General features: G+C 68.7%; 17 protein-coding genes. 4 read left to right on the top strand and 13 right to left on the bottom strand.

What is annotated here, in order from left to right:
- Positions 1-23: 23 nt before the first annotated feature.
- Positions 24-2,735: an aconitate hydratase AcnA gene (gene acnA / locus DDE10_RS14645; RefSeq protein WP_114953538.1), complete on the bottom strand. Its 2,712-nt coding sequence runs from the start codon at positions 2,733-2,735 to the stop codon at positions 24-26.
- A gap of 598 nt (positions 2,736-3,333) precedes the next feature.
- On the bottom strand, positions 3,334-3,558 hold the full coding sequence (locus tag DDE10_RS14640; protein WP_114953537.1) for a hypothetical protein: 225 nt from the start codon (positions 3,556-3,558) through the stop codon (positions 3,334-3,336).
- Positions 3,559-3,807: 249 nt separating this feature from the next.
- Between DDE10_RS14640 and DDE10_RS14635 the strand changes: the two genes are divergently transcribed.
- Complete coding sequence (locus tag DDE10_RS14635) at positions 3,808-4,008, top strand: hypothetical protein (protein WP_114953536.1); 201 nt, start codon at positions 3,808-3,810, stop codon at positions 4,006-4,008.
- Positions 4,009-4,026: 18 nt separating this feature from the next.
- Here the strand turns inward: DDE10_RS14635 and DDE10_RS14630 are convergent, their stop codons facing one another.
- Positions 4,027-4,314, bottom strand: coding sequence for a hypothetical protein (locus DDE10_RS14630; protein WP_114953535.1), 288 nt, complete (start codon positions 4,312-4,314; stop codon positions 4,027-4,029).
- 324 nt (positions 4,315-4,638) lie between these two features.
- On the opposite strand from DDE10_RS14630, the gene DDE10_RS14625 reads away from it, so the two are divergent.
- Positions 4,639-4,905 carry a hypothetical protein gene (locus DDE10_RS14625; RefSeq protein ID WP_284734676.1) on the top strand — a complete coding sequence of 89 codons (267 nt, stop codon included), beginning with the start codon at positions 4,639-4,641 and terminating at the stop codon, positions 4,903-4,905.
- Positions 4,906-5,045: 140 nt separating this feature from the next.
- A complete protein-coding gene (locus tag DDE10_RS14620) occupies positions 5,046-5,558 on the top strand; it encodes a retropepsin-like aspartic protease family protein (protein ID WP_114953534.1) in 513 nt (170 codons plus the stop codon).
- 3 nt (positions 5,559-5,561) lie between these two features.
- On the opposite strand, the gene DDE10_RS14615 is transcribed toward DDE10_RS14620, so the two are convergent.
- Positions 5,562-6,515: a peptidylprolyl isomerase gene (locus DDE10_RS14615; protein ID WP_114953533.1), complete on the bottom strand. Its 954-nt coding sequence runs from the start codon at positions 6,513-6,515 to the stop codon at positions 5,562-5,564.
- Between the two features lie 210 nt (positions 6,516-6,725).
- Between DDE10_RS14615 and DDE10_RS14610 the strand changes: the two genes are divergently transcribed.
- Entirely contained in the window at positions 6,726-7,223 is a 498-nt protein-coding gene (locus DDE10_RS14610) for a hypothetical protein (protein ID WP_114953532.1), read from the top strand.
- Between the two features lie 39 nt (positions 7,224-7,262).
- Here the strand turns inward: DDE10_RS14610 and DDE10_RS14605 are convergent, their stop codons facing one another.
- The 9 genes from DDE10_RS14605 to DDE10_RS14565 all read right to left on the bottom strand — a co-directional run bounded on the left by DDE10_RS14605 (position 7,263) and on the right by DDE10_RS14565 (position 19,323).
- Positions 7,263-9,308, bottom strand: coding sequence for a M13 family metallopeptidase (locus DDE10_RS14605; protein ID WP_114953695.1), 2,046 nt, complete (start codon positions 9,306-9,308; stop codon positions 7,263-7,265).
- A 141-nt stretch (positions 9,309-9,449) separates the two neighbouring features.
- The gene (locus DDE10_RS14600; protein ID WP_114953531.1) at positions 9,450-10,169 is read right to left on the bottom strand and encodes a Crp/Fnr family transcriptional regulator; all 720 of its coding nucleotides are present in this window, start codon (positions 10,167-10,169) and stop codon (positions 9,450-9,452) included.
- Between the two features lie 116 nt (positions 10,170-10,285).
- On the bottom strand, positions 10,286-11,035 hold the full coding sequence (locus tag DDE10_RS14595; RefSeq protein ID WP_114953530.1) for a Crp/Fnr family transcriptional regulator: 750 nt from the start codon (positions 11,033-11,035) through the stop codon (positions 10,286-10,288).
- 149 nt (positions 11,036-11,184) lie between these two features.
- On the bottom strand, positions 11,185-12,294 hold the full coding sequence (locus DDE10_RS14590; protein WP_162806635.1) for a hypothetical protein: 1,110 nt from the start codon (positions 12,292-12,294) through the stop codon (positions 11,185-11,187).
- Positions 12,295-12,445: 151 nt separating this feature from the next.
- Complete coding sequence (locus DDE10_RS14585) at positions 12,446-12,760, bottom strand: PilZ domain-containing protein (protein WP_114953528.1); 315 nt, start codon at positions 12,758-12,760, stop codon at positions 12,446-12,448.
- Between the two features lie 121 nt (positions 12,761-12,881).
- The gene (locus DDE10_RS14580; protein ID WP_114953527.1) at positions 12,882-16,079 is read right to left on the bottom strand and encodes an amidohydrolase family protein; all 3,198 of its coding nucleotides are present in this window, start codon (positions 16,077-16,079) and stop codon (positions 12,882-12,884) included.
- Positions 16,080-16,236: 157 nt separating this feature from the next.
- Complete coding sequence (locus DDE10_RS23510; RefSeq protein WP_162806634.1) at positions 16,237-16,482, bottom strand: KTSC domain-containing protein; 246 nt, start codon at positions 16,480-16,482, stop codon at positions 16,237-16,239.
- A gap of 173 nt (positions 16,483-16,655) precedes the next feature.
- Positions 16,656-18,293 carry a peptide chain release factor 3 gene (locus tag DDE10_RS14570; RefSeq protein ID WP_114953525.1) on the bottom strand — a complete coding sequence of 546 codons (1,638 nt, stop codon included), beginning with the start codon at positions 18,291-18,293 and terminating at the stop codon, positions 16,656-16,658.
- Positions 18,294-18,591: 298 nt separating this feature from the next.
- Positions 18,592-19,323: an extensin-like domain-containing protein gene (locus tag DDE10_RS14565; protein ID WP_114953524.1), complete on the bottom strand. Its 732-nt coding sequence runs from the start codon at positions 19,321-19,323 to the stop codon at positions 18,592-18,594.
- Positions 19,324-19,333 lie beyond the last annotated feature (10 nt).

Raw genomic sequence — 19,333 nt, 5'->3', positions numbered from 1 at the left:
TGCGGCGGGCCGGCACCGCCCGCTCAGGCCGGGGCGCCGCCCTTGGCCAGCGACCGCAGGACGTAATGCAGGATGCCGCCATGCCGGAAATATTCCAGCTCGTTGGCGGTATCGATGCGCACCCGCGCCGGGAAGCCGCGCGTGGAGCCGTCGGCATTGGTCACCTCGACGACGATCTCCTGGCGCGGCTTGACGTCGGCAACGCCGGTGATGGTGAAGGTCTCGCTGCCGTCGAACGCCGGCACCTCGCCGATGAACTGAAGCGGGAGCACGCCCATGCCGACCAGATTGGACCGGTGGATGCGCTCGTAGGTCTCGGCGATGACGGCGCGCACGCCGAGCAGGTTGGTGCCCTTGGCCGCCCAGTCGCGCGACGAACCGGTGCCATATTCCTTGCCGGCGATGACGACCAGCGGCGTCCCTGCCGCCTTGTAACGCATCGCTGCATCGTAGATCGGCATCTGCTCGCCGGTCGGGACATGACGGGTGATGCCGCCTTCGACGCCCGGCACCATCTTGTTCTTGATGCGGATGTTGGCGAACGTGCCACGCATCATCACCTCGTGATTGCCTCGCCGGGCGCCGTAGCTGTTGAAGTCGGCGCGGGAGACCTGGTGCTCGGTCAGATACTTGCCGCCGGGGCTGTCGAGCTTGATCGCACCGGCCGGGCTGATGTGGTCGGTGGTGATGCTGTCGCCGAGGATGGCGAGCGGCCGCGCACCGACGACGTCCCCCGGAGCCGTCGGGGTCATCGACATGCCTTCGAAATAAGGCGGGTTGGCGATGTAGGTCGATCCGGCCGGCCAGCCATAGGTGTCGCCGCCGACCACCTCGATCGACCGCCAGCGGTCGTCGCCGGCATAGACGTTGGCGTAGCGCTCGCGGAACATCTCGCCATGGACATAGGTGTCGATGAGGCGCCGGATCTCGTCGTTCGACGGCCAGATGTCCTTGAGATAGACGTCCTCGCCGTCCTTGCCGGTGCCGATCGGGCACTCGACCATGTCCTCGATCACCGTCCCCTTGAGCGCATAGGCGACCACCAGAGGCGGCGAGGCGAGATAGTTGGCGCGCACGTCGGGACTGACGCGTCCCTCGAAGTTGCGGTTGCCCGACAGCACCGAGGCGGCGACGAGGTCGTTCTTGTGGATCGCCTTGCTGATCGGCTCCGGCAGCGGGCCGGAATTGCCGATGCAGGTGGTGCAGCCATAGCCGGCGAGATTGAAGCCGAGCGCGTCGAGATCCTCCTGCAGCCCTGAACGGACGAGATAGTCCGTCACCACCTGCGATCCCGGGGCCAGGCTGGTCTTCACCCACGGCTTGCGCTGAAGGCCTTTCTCGCGCGCCTTGCGGGCGACGAGGCCGGCCGCGACCAGGACCGCCGGATTCGAGGTGTTGGTGCAACTGGTGATCGCGGCGATGACCACGTCGCCATTGCCGAGCGTCTCCGCCCCCTCGAGCTTGCCGTCATTGTCGACGTCGACCGGGCAGCGGCGGTTGAGCGTGCCGATATCCTGCCCGAACTCACTGGTGAAATTGCCGATGAATTCGTCGTCGACGCGGCTCAGCAGCACCTTGTCCTGCGGACGCTTCGGCCCGGCAAGACTGGGCTCGACGGTCGCCATGTCGAGCGCGAGGGTCTCGGTGAAGACCGGTTCCGCCGCGTCCGCTTCGAGCCAGAGACCCTGGGCGCGGCAATAGGCCTCGGTGAGCGCGATCTGCTCGTCGGAGCGGCCGGTGAGACGCATATAGTCGAGCGTCTTGCGATCGATCCCGAAAAAGCCGCAGGTCGCTCCATATTCCGGCGCCATATTGGCGATGGTCGCCCGGTCCGCGACGCTCAGTGCCGAGACGCCGGGACCGTAGAATTCGACGAAGCGGCCGACGACGCCATGCTTGCGCAGCATCTGGGTGACGGTCAGCACCAGGTCGGTGGCGGTGATCCCTTCCTTGAGCCCGCCGGTGAGGCGGAAACCGACCACTTCCGGGATCAGCATCGATACCGGCTGGCCGAGCATCGCCGCCTCGGCCTCGATGCCGCCGACGCCCCAGCCGAGCACGCCGAGACCGTTCACCATCGTGGTGTGGGAATCGGTGCCGACCAGAGTATCGGGATAGGCGACCTCGTTCCCGTCCGGTGCGGCGGAGGACCAGATGCCGCGGGCGATATATTCGAGGTTCACCTGATGGCAGATGCCCGTGCCCGGCGGCACGACCTCGAAATTGTTGAAGGCGCTCTGCCCCCATTTCAGGAACTGGTAGCGCTCGGAATTGCGCTCATATTCGAGCGCCACATTCTCTTCGAACGCCGTCGGCGTGCCGAACGCGTCGACCATGACGCTGTGATCGATGACGAGGTGGACGGGAACCAGCGGGTTGATGCGCTGCGGATCGCCGCCGAGCTTCGCCATGGCGTCGCGCATCGCGGCGAGATCGACCACCGCGGGCACGCCGGTGAAATCCTGCATGAGCACGCGCGCCGGCCGGTACTGGATCTCGCGATCGGACCGGCGATCCTTCTGCCAGTCGACGAGGGCCTGGATGTCATCGCGGGTGACGGTCACGCCATCCTCGAAACGGAGCAGATTCTCGAGCAGCACCTTCATCGAGAAGGGCAGGCGCGAGACGTCACCGAGTTGCTCGCCGGCCTTGGCGAGCGAATAATAAGCGTAGGACTTGGTGCCGACGGTGAAGGTGCTGCGAGTGTTGAGGCTGTCCTGGCCGACGGATGTCATGGCGCTTCCTTCCGCTGGAGCGAGGTGAACGACGGGGAGCGGCAGCCGCCCCGGTTGATTGGCCCCTAGCAAGGCCGACGCGGGGGGGAAAGCGGATCAGTGAGCCGTCGTCGACGCGGAGGCGCCGGCCGCTGCGGGCGAAACGAGCAAGGACCGCCGGCGGTCGGCCCGCTCAGCGGCGGTTCTTCGGTCGCGGATGTCGAACCAGGCGGCTTAGAATTTCGCGCGCCTGACGCGCGGCGGCGCGGCGCCGGGCCCGCTCGCGCCTCGCCTCGGCGGTGGTGAGGATCAGACCGGAAGGGTCGACGGCCGGGGCGGCGAAGAAGAGCATCCCGTCCAAGCGCTCGGCAGCCGATCCGGTTCCAGCGGGGGACGGAACCGGCCCGGCACCGCCTGTCGAAGTACGCGCGGCCGCCTGCGGGCGAGTTAAACGGGCTGGGAATTGCCGCGCAAGCAAACGACGCCTATCAGCGCGCCGCATTCAGCCTGGATCAGCGTCGCACGTCGGTTCGCGTTGCCTCGGCATCGCTCCTTCCCTCGCTCCAGACCCGCCCCGAAATCGGCTCGGTCACGGCGACGCCGTTCGTCCGGACAGCGTCTAGGCGGTGGCCGGCGCCGGATGCGCCTGCGCCTGCGCCTCGAGCGCCTTCTTCGCTTCGGTCTCGGCCCTCATCCGCTCGGTCCGGGCGGCGCGGGACGCCATCTCGTCCCAGGCGGCGGCGGCGCGCAGGCAGCGATCGCGGACATTGGCCAGGGTAGCCTCCGATGCGTCGCGTCGGGCTGCGGCAGCACGCTCGATATAGAATTCGTGATGGGTCGACATGCGGTTCTCGCTTCTAGGTCGGCGGCAGGAGGCGGCGTAGGGAGGAAAAGCCGCGAGGGCGCCAAGGATGGTCGAACACGACCGGAACACCTCCTCCTTAGGCTTCCCGGTCGAATATGGCAAACGCGCCACCCTGATTCGGGTTGCGTCACGCGCCGCAATCCTCGCTCCGTTCGGGCCCGCAACAAAGTGGTGCGCAGAGCGACATGAATGGCGTCGGGCGGAGACTGTGCAGGTGGAGGAACGGCGATGGTCCGCTACCGCTACCGCACACCGGTCCTCACCGGACGCTGGCGCGATTCCCGGGACGCCGCTCTGCGCGATGCGGTCGCCGCCAATCAGGCGCTTCAGGACGAGGCGGTGCCGGGAGGGATCCGGTGGCTCGTCCCAGGCGAGATCGAGGAAGAGGAGGGCGGATCGAGCCTGAAGGACCGTATCCAGCGCCACTGAGACAGGCGTGCCGTCTAGTCAGCGTCCGGCCGCCTCCGAAGTCGCGGAGAGCTGGGTCGGATCGGCTCGATTGGTCTCTGCCGCCAGCTCCGCAGCCCGGGTCGCGGCCGCCGCCTCCTCCTTGAAACGCGCAGCGGCATCGATCGCGGCCTCGCGATTGCGTTCCCCGATCTCGTTCAGGACGGCCGTCGGTGCCGGGCTTTCCCGTGCCTCTCGGCCGACCAATGTCGCCGAAAGCACGAGCAGGACGAGGAGCCCGAGCGCTCCCGCGAGCAGGAGCCGAAGATCGGCCCGCCTGCGCCTCAATTTCCTAATTCCGGATGGCGGTCTGCGCTCATGGGCCGCTCAAATCCCAGCGGGCGGCGTGGTTCCCTTGCGGCCCTCCGTCCCGGTGTCCCGATCTGAGCCATATGCCCTGGCGGACTCCGTTCGTCGCATTTCCGTCGACTGCTTCCGCCGCGCCTCGTCGCATGCCGAAAACGGCTCAACGCCGCGGATTTGCATGGCTTGCGCGCATGTGGACCAAGGGAAAAGCGGCGGCGCCTGCCGCTCGTTCACCTGCGCGCCATGAAACTTCTCGTTCCGCCCCTGCGTTGGGCACCGCAAGTTGATTGTGGAAGGAGCCGGAGTATGGCGACGAATGTGCTCGAGGCCCGTGGCGGAAGCCTGGTCCCTCCCGTAGCTCAGCGCGGCTACCATATCGTGTATCGCGACCATGAGACCAATTATTGCCCGGGTTGCGGACGCACTCACTGGTATATCGGCCGGATCATGGCGGAATGCGCCTTTTGCGGCACGGCCTTGCCGCTGGAGAGCGCTCCCCTGATCGCGGGTGGTCAAATCATCCGGACGGTGCGCCGCTTTCCCTTTTCCGAAAGCCACGCTTACGCTGCCTAGATATCGAGGAAGGGCCCGCCGCCATGCGGCTGGTCTCCGCCCCGCCTGCGCTTGAAGTGCAACCAGTCCAGGAGAGGCGGCCGCCTCCTTTTCGGGCCTCGTTAACCGGGGCTTGGTGGACGGTCGGCTAGGATGCCGCCATGTCCTCGGGCGGTTATCTCCTGGGCGGAGCGCTGCTGCTGGCCGCGGTGCTCGTGATCGCGCCTCGCCTTCCCGCGCCGCAGGCGCCGCCGCTCGCGCCCGCTCGCGCCGATGTCGACGACGGGACCGGCGAGCCGCCCCGGCTGACCAAAGCGGGGGAGGCTCACAGTCTCGAGCGCGACGGCGACGGTCATTTCTATGTGCAGGCGCGCGTGAATGGGGCGCCGGTCCGCTTCATCGTCGACACCGGCGCCAGCCTCGTCGCGCTGACGCCGGAGGATGCGCAGCGGGCGGGCATCGTTGCCGGCATTGCGCGGCTGCGCGCGAGGGGCGCCGGCGGAGCGATCGAGGTGAGCCCGATCACCATCGATCGTCTCGAGCTCGGGCCGCTCGCCGGTACCAGCGTCGACGCGGTCGTCGCCGAGGACCTGCCCGTTTCGCTTCTCGGCCAGAGCTTCCTTTCGCGCCTCGAACGGCTCGAGATCGAAGACGATCGGATGACCCTGCGCTGACGCTCAGCCCTGGGCGCGGCGGACCGGAACGTTGACGTTGCACAGGTCGACGCCGCCGGCGGGCCGGTTGAAGAAGCTGCCGCCCCGGTTGGCGCGTCCGGTGACATAGGCGGAAAAGGCCGCGCTCTCGGTGCGCATCGCCTCGTATCGCGGGCGCGCTGCCTCGGGAAGGTCGCTCGCCAGCCGCACCGATCGGATCGCGACCGGAGTCTCGCCCCGCTCGGCCGCATAGAAGCCGAGATCGCCCGAACCGCGCGGCCGCGCCGCGAGATGCTCCATCCCTTCGATCACTCGGCCGATCGTGGCGATGTTGCGATCGAGATGGCGCGGCGCATGGCCGATCACGGCATAGAGCTCGCCGCCCGTCCCGGTATCGGGCGCGAGGTTGCGGCCGACGCCGACCGATGCGTAGCAATGGGTGAGCCACGCCTTGCCGCTCTCGGGATCCCAGGCGACCGGCCAGCCGCCGGCATGACCGACCATCGGCGCGTAGCTGTCGGGATAGCCGAGCGGCCTGATCGGCAGGCCGGCGAGATCGCGCTCATATTCGGGCGGCGGCGTCCGAACGACGCCCTGCGGCAAGGCGACCTCGGCGTCGCCATTGCCCCATTGGGCGACATAATTGTCCTGGACGCGATAGATGGCGGCATCGTTCCACCAGCCGGCCCGAGCGAAGGCGCGGACATTGGCGACGTGGACCGGCGCGAAATCGGGCGCGAGCTCGATCACGACCCGCTTGCCGTCGGCAAGCTCCATGACCAGCAGATTGTCGGGCGCGACCGCGCGCCAGTCGGCGGCGGTCGAGCGCGCGATCACCTCCGAAGGCTCGGTGGCCCCCTCGACTGGCGCCGGACGCCAGAAGGTGTAGCGTGCGGAGGGTTCCGGCGCCGCTTCCTGAGACGCGGGCGTGCAGGCCGCGGCAAGCGACGCGGCGGCGAGGGCGAAGGCGAGACGCATGCATGTTTCCCCTGTTGAGGGCTCCATCTTCACCGGCGCGGCGGCGGGATCAAGGGCCGACGTCGGATGTACCGGTGGCGGTCGCTTCCGAAACGGTCTCCAGCGCCCCACAGCTTTGCGTCTCCCCGCCGAAAGCCCGAGCCCGCCGCTTGCCGCAGGCCGATTGCGACGCCTAAGGGAGGCAATTCTCGAGGGGGACCAAGCGGAAAGATGCGGTTCTTGTGGCTCATCGCGGCGGCCCTGGCCCCCGCCCAGGCGGCGGCGACGCAGCCTGGCGCGGCCCCCGTCCAGGCGCAACGCGGCGTCGACGATCCGCGCGCCTTCGTCGCCGCGCAATATGATGCCTACCGCCGCAATCCCGAGGCACCGCCGGCGGATCCGGAATTCGCCTATAGCGACGGGCTTCGCGCGCTCTTCGATGCCTATATGGCGTGGACGGCACGGCACGATGACCTGATCGGCTCGCTCGACTTCGACTGGTGGACCAATTCGCAGGACTGGCGCGTCGACCGGGTCGAGCTCGACGTCATCGAGGAGGGGGCCGATCGGCGCACGATCGTCGCGCGGTTTCGCAACTGGGAGGCGCCTGACGAGGTCCGCTTCGCCTTCGTCCGGCAGTCGGGGCGCTGGTATCTCGACGATGCCTCGAGCGGCGACGGCGAGGACGGCTGGGTCCTCTCCGTGCTGCTCGCCGAGCGGCCGGAATGAGCGCGGGGCCGGATCCCTCCGGCCCCGCGCCTCTTCATCCTACCAGATCTTCACGCGCTGCTCCGGCGGAAGATAGAGCCGGTCGCCGGGCTGGACATTGAAGGCCCGGTACCAGGCGTCCATGTTCCGCACGACGCCGTTCACCCGATATTCGGGCGGGCTGTGCGGATCGGTCAGCACGCGCTCGCGCAGCGTTCCATCGCGCAGGTGGCTGCGCCAGACCTGGGCGAAGGCGAGGAAGAAGCGCTGGTCGCCGGTCAGGCCGTCGACCACCGGTGGCTCGCCATGCTGGGCGACGTGGCGGCGATAGGCGGCATAGGCCATTTCGAGCCCGCCGAGATCGCCGATATTCTCGCCCATGGTCAGGTCGCCGTTGACGGTGAGGCCCGGCAGCGGCTCGTAGCCCGAATATTGGCCCCCGAGCCGGGACGCGCGCTCCCGGAAGCGCTCGGCGGCAGTCGCCGTCCACCAATCGCGGATCCGCCCGGTGGCGTCGAACTGCCGGCCCTGATCGTCGAATCCGTGGCCGATCTCGTGGCCGATGACGGCGCCGATCGCGCCATAATTGACCGCCGGATCGGCATTGGGATCGAAGAAGGGCGGCTGCAGGATGCCGGCCGGGAAGGTGATCTGATTGAGCAGCGGATTGTAGGAGGCGTTGATCGTCTGCGGGTTCATGTTCCAGAGCCCGCGATCCACCGGCCCGCCGAGTCGTGAAACCTGCAGGTTCCACTGGAAGTCGCGGGCGCGAAGCACGTTGCCGAGCAGGTCGCCGCGGGCCACCTGGACCGGCGAATAGTCGATGAAGCGCTCCGGATGGCCGATGCGCGGCTCGAACGTCTCCAGCTTCGCCAGCGCCTGGGCGCGGGTCTCCGCATCCATCCAGTCGAGCCGCTCCAGCCGGTCGGCGAAGGCGCCGCGCAGGTTGGCGATCAGCTCGTTCATCTGGCGCCGGCTCTCGGCGGGGAAGTGGCGCTCGACATAGAGGCGGCCGACCGCCTCGCCCATCATGCCGTTCAGCAGGCCGATGCCGCGCTGCCACCGCTCGCGCTGGCGCTCGACCCCGCGCAAGGTGCGCTGGTAGAAGTCGAAATTGGCCTGGTCGAAGGCGCGAGGCAGGAAGGCGGCATTGTCGCTCAGGAAATGGAAGGTCATCCACGCCTTCCAGGTGTCGAGCGACACCGTGTCGAGCATCTCGCCGATGGCCGCGATCGCCGTGGTCTCGCCGGCGACGATCGTCGGCAGCTCGCCGAGCCCGAGCTGCGGCAGCGTCTCGTTCCAACCGAATTGCGGGGCCAGCGCGATCAGCTGCGCGCGGTTCATCGGGTTGTAGATCTGCTGGATGTCGCGGCTGCGCTCCGGCGTCCAATGCGCCTCGGCGATGCGCCGCTCGAGGGCGATGATCGCGTCGGCCCGCGCTTCGGGCTCGCTCAGGCCGGCCAGCCGGTGGAGCGACACGACATAGTCGCGATAGGCGGCGCGGTAGCGATCATATTGCTCGCCCTCGCGAAGATAATAATCGCGATTGGGCATGCCGAGGCCGGCCTGCTCGACCGAGGCCGTGTAGCGGGTCGGGTCGGCCGGGTCGGGAAGGATGCCGACGCCGATCGGCACCGGGAATCCGGGCGTGGCGAACAGACGAAGCAGGCCGGCGCGGTCGGTCACCGCCGCAATGCGATCAAGGTGGGGCTGCGCCGCCGAGAGGCCGCGCGCTTCGATCGCCGCCTCGTCCATCCAGCTGGCGTAGAAATCGCCGACCTGCCGCGCCACCGGATCGCTGCCGCCGCCCTCGACGATCGCCCTCACCTGCCGCTCGATCTCCTGATCGAGCACGGTCCACAGGCTGTAGCTGTTCCGGTCGGCCGGGATCGGGTTGTTGCGGAACCAGCTGTTGCTGGCATGGCGATAGAAGTCGTCGCCCGCCTTGACCGCCAGGTCGCGGCCGTCGAGGTCGACGCCCCAATTTCCGTAATGGGCCTTGCCGGCGGCCTGGACCGTCGCCGCCTCGGTGTCGGCCTGCGCGAAGATCGGCGCCGCGCCGGCCAGCAGCAGCGCCGCGGCCAGCGCATGTCGAGATGTCTTCATGTGAGAATTGCCCTCCATCACGGCCGGCGCGCCGGCCGCGTCATTCATCTGCGTCCCCGCCCCCCGAGTCCGCAACCCGCCGCTCAAGCGCAAGCCTTTTTAGACCAAGCGCATGATCGGGCTGCGAAAAGCCCGCAATCGTCAGCGCGCCCGCGGCTCCAGGTAGAGATAGGCCGGATCGAACTCCGCCACCCGCGCCAGCGCGGCGAGGTCGGGGATAGAGACCCGGCCCGACCGGAATTCGAGCAGCCCGCGCTCGCGCAGCTCCCTCAGCGTCCGGTTCACGTGGACCGGCGTCAGGCCCATGCATTCCGCGATCTCCGTCTGGGTGAGCGGCAGATCGTAGCCGTCGCCGTTCACGAGCCCGACAAGACCGAGCCTGGCCTGCAGCTCGCAGAACAGGTGCGCGATCCGGGCGAGCGACGGGCGCCGGCCGAGCGACACCTCCCATTCGCGGTGGATCGCCGCGTCGAGATTGGTGGTGAACCAATAGAGCCGGGTGAGATGGGGGTGCTGCTCGGTGATTGCCTTCAGGCGCTCGTGCGGAACGATCGCGATCCGGCACCGCGACATCGTCATGACATTGTGGTCGAGCCGCTTGAGCGTGAAGCTGTGGAGGTCGGCGAAGTCGCCGGACACGTGCAGCTCGGTGATCTGGCGCTGTCCGTCGCTGAGATCCTTGTAGCGACACAGGATCCCGTCGACGAGCAGCAGGCTCACCGTCAGATCCTCGCCCGCCCGGATGATCGTCTTGTCGGCCGCAAATTCCCGAACTTCCGAGACGGCGCCGCGGATCGCCCGCTCCTCTTCTTCGGAGACCCGGTCGCGGGCACGCAGCTTCATCAGGTGAGTGTCGATCATGACTCAACCTCGGGCGGGAGAGGCTTCAGGCGTCGGTCCTGGCTTCGCTCGCTCGATAGGGCCTCGCGCCCCAGGTGGCAAATGAGCGGCCCGATCCTCGCCGACCGCGCATGCGGTCAGCGGAAGGCGAGCAAGTGCTGGGTCTCGGCCGGGAGGTGGAGATAGAGAGGACTGAACTCCGCGACCTGGCGCAGCCGGGCAGGATCCGGCAGCGCCAGGCGGCGGCCGCGCAGCTCGATCAGCCCTTCCCGGCGCAGTTCCTGCAGCGTCCGGTTGACGTGAACGGCGGTGAGGCCGGTGGCGTCGGCGAGATCGTTCTGGGTGAGCGGCCATTCGCAGCTGGCATCCTCGGCCAGGCCGATGGCGGCCAGGCGCAGGAAGGTCTCGCAGAACAGGTGGGCGAGCCGCTCATAGGCGGTGCGTTGGCCGACATTAGCCGTCCATTCGCGCGCGATCGCCGCCTCGATCATCTCGTTGCGCCAGAAGGTCCTGAGCAGCTCCGAACCTTGCGTGATCAGCGTCTCGATCTCGGCCGCCGGTATCTCGGCGTAGGCGAGCCGCGTGATCGCGCCGACCGAATGATCGATCCGTTCCGCGACGAAGTGACAGGCGTCGCAGAAGTCGCCGGGAAGGAGGATATGGACGATCTGCCGGCGGCCGTCCGGGAGTTGCTTGTACCGGCAGGCCCAGCCGTCGAGGATGAGCCGGATGGCGGATGGCCTGTCGCCCTCGCGTGTCAGATCGCGGCGGGGCGCCAGCTCGCGCAAGTGCCGGCGTGCGAGCTTTTCGAAAGCCGCGCGATGCTGCCTTGGCAGCCTGGCGAAGGCGTCGAACGATCGTGAAGAGGAAGTCGCCGATCCGTGCATAGGTCCGATCGCCTGCGTAGCGCGGCCTACCCGCCCGGACGTTCACCTAGATTTACTTTTCGCCGGCGCGCGAGAACTTATCGGCGCGACGAAGGATTGCCCCTGTTGGTGGGGCGATCACCCGGCTTCTACGCCAACCGACTCCTCGTCTACTCCCGCACCTCGACGATCCGCTCGCCGGTGACCAGCCAGATGCGCGACGGTTCGCCGGTCGCGACCAGAATGGGCCTGCCCATCAACTGGGAAAGGAAGACGTGCATCTCGGTCGGCATCGGATCGAGGAGGTGGGTGACGCCGATCGGGCGCGGCTGCTCTCCAGCGGCGGGCACGGACGCCTCGATGTCGACGCAGCTGTTGGCGAAGCGGCGTGAATCCGCGATGCTGCCGTCGGCCGCCACGGTCGAGCGGAAATGCCCGCCGAGCGGGAACACGCCGCGCTGCGCGGGGGCCGACGTCTGATAGACGTCGATCGGACCATCGGCGGCCGCCGGCGGAACGACGAGGACGTTGAACGGCTGGGGGGTGCAGGCCTCGTTGTCGAGCGCCTCGGTGGCCGCCCGCGCCGCGGCCATGCGCGCCTGTAGCGGGGTCAGCGGCGGCCGCTCGCCGGTGATGTGGGTTTCGCGCGACACGACGCGCGGCCCGAGCACCGTCGCCCGATAGACGGCGGCCGGGCCGGCTTCGCCTTCGGCGTAGAAAGTGACGGTGACGGCATTGCCCTCGGGCTCGGCGATCCAGCCGGCGATGCCGGCCGCGTCGGGATCGGAGACGCGCGTCAGCATGTCCTGGGTGGCGAGGATGCCGGCGCGGGCGATGGCGATGAGCAGGCGGCCCCGCTCGGCGATCCGGTCCACCTCGGCGCGTTCGGCCCGCGTCAGCGGCGGCGCCGGGCGGGGCGGCGTCTGAGGCGAGGCGTCCGCGGCGGGAGCGGCCGCCGGCTCTTCCAGCGGGGGCGCGGTCGCCGGCTCCGCCGCAGGCTGGCTTTCGGGCGCTTCGGGCGGGGATTCCGGCTGCGTTTCGTCCTCGGCCGGTGTCGATCCGGCCTCCGGGGAGTCCGGCTGGCCGGTATTCCGGTCATCCGCAGACGCCGGATCATTCTCCTCTTCCAGCAGCTGGTTCACCGTCGATTCGAGGTCGGAGAGACCGGTTCGCTCCTGCGGCTGCCCGGCGGGCGCGGGATCCTGTGCTGAGAGGAAATCGACGGGAAGGCTCGCCGCCGAGGCGAGCAGGCTGGCGGCGAGAAGTTTCGAAAGACGCATGAAATCGGGGCTCCGGCCGTTTGCGAAGGCATGGACCGGCAATCGGATGCGATCAAGAAGCCAGAGCGCCGAGCGTCCCCGGGGAGTTCAACCGAGGATGAGATCGTCCGTCCGATGCGCCCCGCGCATCGGAGGTTGAGCCCGGGGGGGCTCAACCGAGGATGATCTCGCCGCCGAAATTGAGGCCGATGCGGCCGTCGCGCCACCAGCGGACGAAGGCGTGCATCGGACTGCAGCCGTCGAAACGGATAACGACGCTCTCGCCCAGACGCGGCGCGATGTCGCTCTCGATCAACGTCCCGCGGCTTGAAATGTTGATCACCGGCACCCGCAGGGTCTCGCCGCGAAAGGACAGCATCGCCGCCTCCGCCAGCCCTTCGTGCCGCGGCTCCGATCGCCGCTCCGCAGGCGCCGAATAGGCGCTCACTTCGCTTGCCGCTTCGAATCCCCCCGCTTGGAAATCCATGGCCTCGCCCTCCCAGTCGGAGGAGTATGGCTGACAGCGGTTACCGAAACCCTATCGCGCTTGTGAGCAGATTCCCGTAGCTGGACATGCGCATCGCGCAGCGCCGGAGCCGCCTGTCCGCTCAATCCTCCCAATAATAAGGCTGGCGCTGGCGATTTCCGGTAACGACCTCGTTGAGCGTCGCGGCCTCGTAGAGCCGCCCGTTCAGCATCACCCGCGAGATGCGCTCGCTGTTGCGGATGTCCTGGGTCGGATCGGCATCGAGAATGACGAGGTCGGCAAGCTTGCCTTCCTCGAGGGTGCCGAGATCGCGAAAGCCGTACATCTCGGCCGCTTCGACGGTGCCGTAGCGCAGCGCCTCGACCGGCGTGGCGCCGCCGCGGACGTGCGACCACATTTCCCAATGGGCGGCGAGGCCGGGCTGCTGGCCGTGGCCGCCGATGGAGATGCGCACCCCGCGCGCGGCGAGGCGATCGGATTCGCGCGCGCTATATTGGTCGGCGAACTGTTCGTCGGGAGCGGTCACCGCCCTCACCCGGCTGGCAAGCTCGTTCGGCGGCGTGTGGCGGGTCAGCAGCGGGTGGTTCCAGACCTGGGTCTCCTGCGCCCAATAGGGATCGCCGGCGAGGCCGCCATAGGTCACCACCAGGGTCGGATTGTAGCCGGTCCGGGTCTGCGACCACAGGCTCAGCACGTCCTCGTAGAGCCGCGCCTGCGGGACATTGTGCTCGAGGGTCGAATTGCCGTCCTGGATGAGGGTCATGTCCATCGAGAAGAGCGATCCGCCCTCCGGCACGACGAGGATGTTCTCGGCGCGGGCGGCGGCGGCGACCTGCTGGCGCTGGTTGCGGCGCGGCTGGTTGTAGTTCTTGATCGAGTGCGCGCCCTCCGCCTCGAGCCGGCGGACGTGGTTGAGCGCGTCCTCGTAGGAATCGATTTGGGCGTAGCGGCCCGGCGAGCGGGCGCCGTAGACGATCTCGCCCGAGGAGAAAGTGCGCGGCGCAAGGATGATGCCGGCCCGCTGCATCTCGGCCGCCGGGAAGATCTCGCTCGACGTGCTCGACGGGTCGTGGACGGTGGTCACGCCCAGCGCCAGATGGGACAGCGCCGACCAGTTCTGCTGCGGGATGATGTCGTCCTCGCCCTGGGCGCCATGGGCGTGGCCGTCGATCAGCCCCGGAATGATCGTCTTGCCGGCAAGGTCGACCTGCTGGGCGTCGGGCGGGATCTGGACTTCCCCGCGGCGGCCCACCGCCCGGATGCGGTTGCCTTCGATGAGCAGCACGCCGTCGTCGATGACCCCGCCATCCTCCTGCGCCATCGTGACGATGCGGGCGCCGACCAGCGCCACTCGCCCCTGCGGCACGTCGGCACGCGCCGACACGGCGAGCGACGTTCCGGCGGTGGGCGGCGTGTAATCGCCGCCCGGCGCCGTGCGCAGCAGATCCGCGGTCTGGGCGCGGTAGAGATTGGGCCCCAGGCTCCAGGCGAGCTGGGCGCCGCCGCTGCTCCAGGAGGGATAGGTGCCGCCGCCATTGGTCACCCGCGTGATCGGCATCTGGTTGCCGCGCGCGCCGACGTTGAGCGTCGCCGCGCCGGCGAAGAACGGCGTCACGAACAGGTTGTAATTCTCGCGGAAGGCGAGGCTGCGCCCGTCGGGCGACACTTCGTAGCCGGTGACGAGATCGCCCTGGGCATGATCGCGCCGGTTTCCGCCGCTGAGATCGACGCTGATCAGCTTGAGCTTCTGCTCGTCGCTGACCTCGAGGAAGATCCGGTCGGACGCGGCGCCGAAATGCGGGTTGCCGCCCTCGCCGAGCACCCGGGTCGAGGCGCCGCCGGCGGCGGGAACGCGGTAGATGCCGGTATTGGCCGACCATTCGGGCGCGGTCAGCCCACCGCTCGCCCCCGATTCATAGACGATCGTGCCGCCGTCCGGCGAGAAATGCGGGCGGCGGTAATGGCCGGGCTGCTGCGTCACCGTGCGCATGTCGCTGCCGTCGGCGGCGACCGTGCGGATTTCGCCGAGCCGCTGGTCGTTCCACGAGACGAAGACGATCCGGCTGCCGTCCCGCGACCAGGACGGGAAGAGCTGGAAGTCGCCGTCCGCGGCCGTCAGCGGCCTCGCCGCGGCATTGCCGCCCGCGTCGCGGATGTAGAGCCGGCCGAGCGTCTCGAACACGATCCGGCTGCCGTCCGGCGACAGCGAGGCGAAGCGCGGCATCCGGGTGGTGAACGTCTCCGGCGCCACGTCGACCTGGGGAAGCGGCGGATCGATGACGGCACGGGTGTCGTCGACGGCGAAGGGGATCTCGGCCATGCCGGTGCCGTCGGCATTGATCCGGCGGATCTTGCCGCCGGACCAGAAGACGATGGAGCGGCTGTCGGGCGTCCAGTCCATCACCGGATAGACTCCATGGACGGCCCAGGTCTCCTGCAGGTCCTGGTCGAGATCGGCATAGACCTGCCGCTCCTCGCCCGATCGCAGATCCTTGACGAACAGGCGGCTGCGGCCGCCGACCCGGTGGACATAGGCCAGCCAGTTGCCGTCCGGCGACGGAGTCGGCCGGACGGCGCCGCCGGGACCGCCGGCAATCTGGTCGCGCTCGCCCGTCGCCATGTCGTAGCGCTCGATCGCGAAGACCTGCTGGTTCGAATCCTGGGCATATTCGAAGATCGGGCCGGGCGTCGTGTTGCGGCTGAAGAAGATGGCGCCGCCGTCGGCCGAGAAGGCCGGCTCGCCCAGCTCCTTCTGGTGCTGCGGGTTGGGCCGCTGGACGAGCGGCACGCCGTTGCCGGTGCCGCTGGCATGGTAGAGCCAGATCTCGCCGGTGCCGAGCGAGCGCTGGGTGGTGAAATGCTTGCGCGCCGCGATGTAGCGGCCGTCCGGGCTCCAGGTCGGGTTGTTGAGCAGCTCGAACGTCTCCTCGGTGATCGCCCGGGGCGACGATCCGTCGGCATCCATCACCCAGATATTGTCGCCGCCGCCGCGGTCCGAGGTGAAGGCGATCAGCCGGCCGTCGGGCGAGAATCGGGGCTGCATGTCCCAGGCGAGGCCCGACGTGATTCGACGCGGTCGGCCGCCCTCGATCGGCATGGTGTAGATGTCGCCGAGCAGGTCGAAGGCGATCGTCCGCCCGTCCGGGCTGACGTCGACGTTCATCCAGGTGCCCTCGTCGACCCGGATCGGCACCTGCCTCAGCCGCGCGCCCGGCGGCGCGTTGACGTCCCACTTCGGCTGCTCGCTGCTGCCGCCCCGCTGGGCGAGGGCGGCGGTCGAGGCGAGCAGGAGCGAGGCAAGGGCGAGGCTGCGGATCATGAAGGAATTTCTCCGGCTGAAGCGTTCTGGAAATGCGGCGGACGCTGCCCGAACCCTGGCGCACAGGCAAGCGCGACGCCCGTCTTTTCGATGAACCGCGGAGGCGCTTCGGCTGCCTACAAACGGGCAGCCGCCGGTCAACCGGCGATCGGGGCGGTCACGCCGCCGCGTCGGGCCGAAACCTCTTCCGCGCCGGGTCGAAGGTGCAGCGGTAGCGGCCGCGCACGTGGCGGTTATAGTGCCGTCCCGGCGATGCGGCGGTCTTCAGCGCCTCATAGGCCTCGAGCGGGACGTCGTGATAGACGTAGAGCGTGCCGCTTCGGAAATGGACGTGCAGCGTCCGTTTCGAGTCATGATAGACGATCCGCGAGAGCAAGCGGGACGGCAAAGCGGCGGCTCTCATCGGCGATCCTCCTCGGCCATGAGAATCGAGCTTGAAGCCCGAAAGGAATCGATCGTTCCGACGCCGTCGCCGGTCCGAGTCGGTTTCGCGCCGGAACGAGTCGGCGGCGCCCCGCCTCTCGTGGATCGTCGCCGGGCGGGGCATGATCCGCGCCGGCTCCGCGCGCCCGAAAATCAGAGCCGCTCGCGTACTGCCGCGAAGGTGATCCCCGGCCATTCCTCGGCGAAGCGGCCATGCTCCCAGGCATTGCGCATCAGCAGGACCAGCGCCTGGTCCTGATCCTCGGCGATGCGGTCGCGATTGGCTTCGACGAGGCGCTTGAGCTTGGCCGGGTCGTCGGACCTGACCCAGCGTGCGACCTCGTAGGGGCTGCTCTCGAAGCCGAGCTTCACGCCATATTCCTGCTCGAGACGGGTGGCGAGCACGTCGAGCTGGAGCTCGCCGATCACCCCGACGATCCACTGCGAGCCGATCACCGGCTTGAACAGCCGGATCACGCCTTCCTCGGCAAGATCGCCGAGGCCGCGGCGCATCTGCTTCACCTTGAGCGGATCGTCGAGGCGGACGCGCCGCAAAATCTCCGGCGCGAAATCGGGAAGCCCGGTGAAGGCGAGGTCGCCCTTCTCGGTGAGCGTGTCGCCGACCCGGAGCGTGCCATGGTTGGGGATGCCGATGATGTCGCCCGGCCGCGCCGCCTCGGCGAGCTCGCGGTCGCGGGCGAAGAAGCTGATCGGGTTGTGGATGGCGATGGCCTTGCCGACGCGGCTGTTGTTCAGCTTCATGCCGCGCTTCAGCGTGCCCGAGCAGATCCGCATGAAGGCGATCCGGTCGCGGTGATTGGGATCCATATTGGCCTGGACCTTGAAGATGAACCCGGTCACCCGCGCCTCGTCCGGCTCGACCGGCGCCGGCCGGGCCGGCTGCGCCTGCGGCGGCGGCGCGTGCTCGGCGAGGCCGTCGAGCAGCGGATCGACGCCGAACAGCTTCAATGCGCTGCCGAAGAAGACCGGGGTGAGATCGCCGGCGCGGAAGGCGTCGAGATCGAATTGCGGATAAGCGGCGAGCGCGAGCCCGCCATCCTCGCGCAGCGACGCGGCGGCGTCGGCCGGAAGCAGATCGTCCAGCTTCGGATCGTCGAGACCGGCGACGCCGGTCCAGCGGAACCGCCCCTCGCCGTCGGCCGTGAGCAGTCGGTCGCGCCTGAGGTCGTAAAGGCCGTGGAACAGCCCGCCCATGCCGGTCGGCCAGTTCTGCGGCGACACGTCGAGCTGGAGCATCTCGGCGATCTCGTCGAGCAGCTCGAACGGCGTGCGCCCCTCGCGGTCGACCTTGTTGATGAAGGTGACGATCGGGATGTTCCTGAGGCGGCAAACCTCGAACAATTTGCGGGTCTGCGCCTCGATGCCTTTGGCGGCGTCGATCACCATGATCGCCGAATCGACGGCGGTGAGGGTGCGGTAGGTGTCCTCGGAGAAGTCCTGGTGGCCCGGCGTGTCGAGCAGGTTGAACAGGATGTTGCCGCGCTCGAAGGTCATCACCGAGCTGGTCACCGAGATGCCGCGCTGCTGCTCGATCTGCATCCAGTCGGAGCGGGCGCGGCGGCGGTCGCCGCGGGCGCGCACCTCGCCGGCCTCGTGGACCGCGCCGGCCGAGAAGAGCAGTTTCTCGGTCAGCGTCGTCTTGCCCGCGTCCGGATGCGAGATGATCGCGAAGGTGCGCCGCTCGAGCGCGGCCGGGCTGCGGGCACCTGCCTTGGTTTCGGTCTCGGCCGAGGCCCGGTTCGGGCTCTCGCCGGCAAAGGCTTCCGTCACGTCGCTTCCCCTGGCGACGCCCACGGTCGCACGCTCGATGTGGTTCGTTGATGCGCCGCGCCGCCTGCCGGCAGGCGCCCGGCGCGCTTCAGATAGGGAATTCGGCAGCAAATTTGTAGAGGGCTGCGCAGGGCGCAGTGTTGATCCTCCCCGTCGAGGGGAGGGGACCAGGCGAAGCCTGGTGGAGGGGTGTCAGCGCCCGTTTCATCTCGGCAAGGGCGGATAGGCTGACACCCCCCTACCGCCCTGCGGGCGGTCCCCCTCCCCTTAAAGGGGAGGATCGCCTCTAGCCCAGCGACTACCGGCAGGCGCGCCAACCCATCGTCCCGCGCTGCGCCTGGTCGAGATGGAAATGGTCGCGATGCGCCTCGTTATAGTCGGGCGACAGGACGGTGGCGAAGAGATCGCAGGCGCCGTCGCGCACCTCGCGCAGGAATCGGCCGGCCGCCGCCTCATCGTCCCAGTCGCGAACGACGCTGATCCTCGTGCCGTCGGCAAGGACGAAGCCGGCTATGTCGACCGCATTGGCCGTCGCATGCTCGCTCCAGGCGCCGCTGTCGCGCCCGTAGAGACGCCGGCAGCTATAGCTTCCGAAATGCTCGATCCGCTCGACCTCGCTCCCGAAATGGCGCTGCGCCGCCGGCTGGACGACGTGCCATTCCCACAAGGCCAAGGCGGCGGCGACCGAGCAGCTGGTGCCGAGACCAGAGGGCGAATAGCGGATGCCGAGGGCGCCGTCGGTCCGCAACCTCACCGCATGATCGTAGCCGCATTGCTCCCCGCCGCCCCGCGCCGGCAGGGCGGTGAAGCGGACTCCGGCCTGGTCGAGCAGCGCCTGGCAGCGCGGTCCCTCGTCGGCCAGGTCGGCAATTTTGCGCCCGGTGAACATTCCGACCGGCCGGGTGAGGTCAAGCGCCGTCCACGGCATATCCTCGGGATGGCTGCGTGCATGGCCGTAGAGCAGCAGCGCCCCGAGCCCGAGCAGGCCGAGGAGGATGAGCGTCACGATCGTTCGGCGCAGTCGGCGCATCTCATGCCAA

The organism is Sphingosinicella terrae, assembly GCF_003347635.1.
Taxonomy (GTDB): Bacteria; Pseudomonadota; Alphaproteobacteria; order Sphingomonadales; family Sphingomonadaceae; genus Allosphingosinicella; species Allosphingosinicella terrae.
This window is presented reverse-complemented; position numbering and strand designations above follow the sequence as displayed.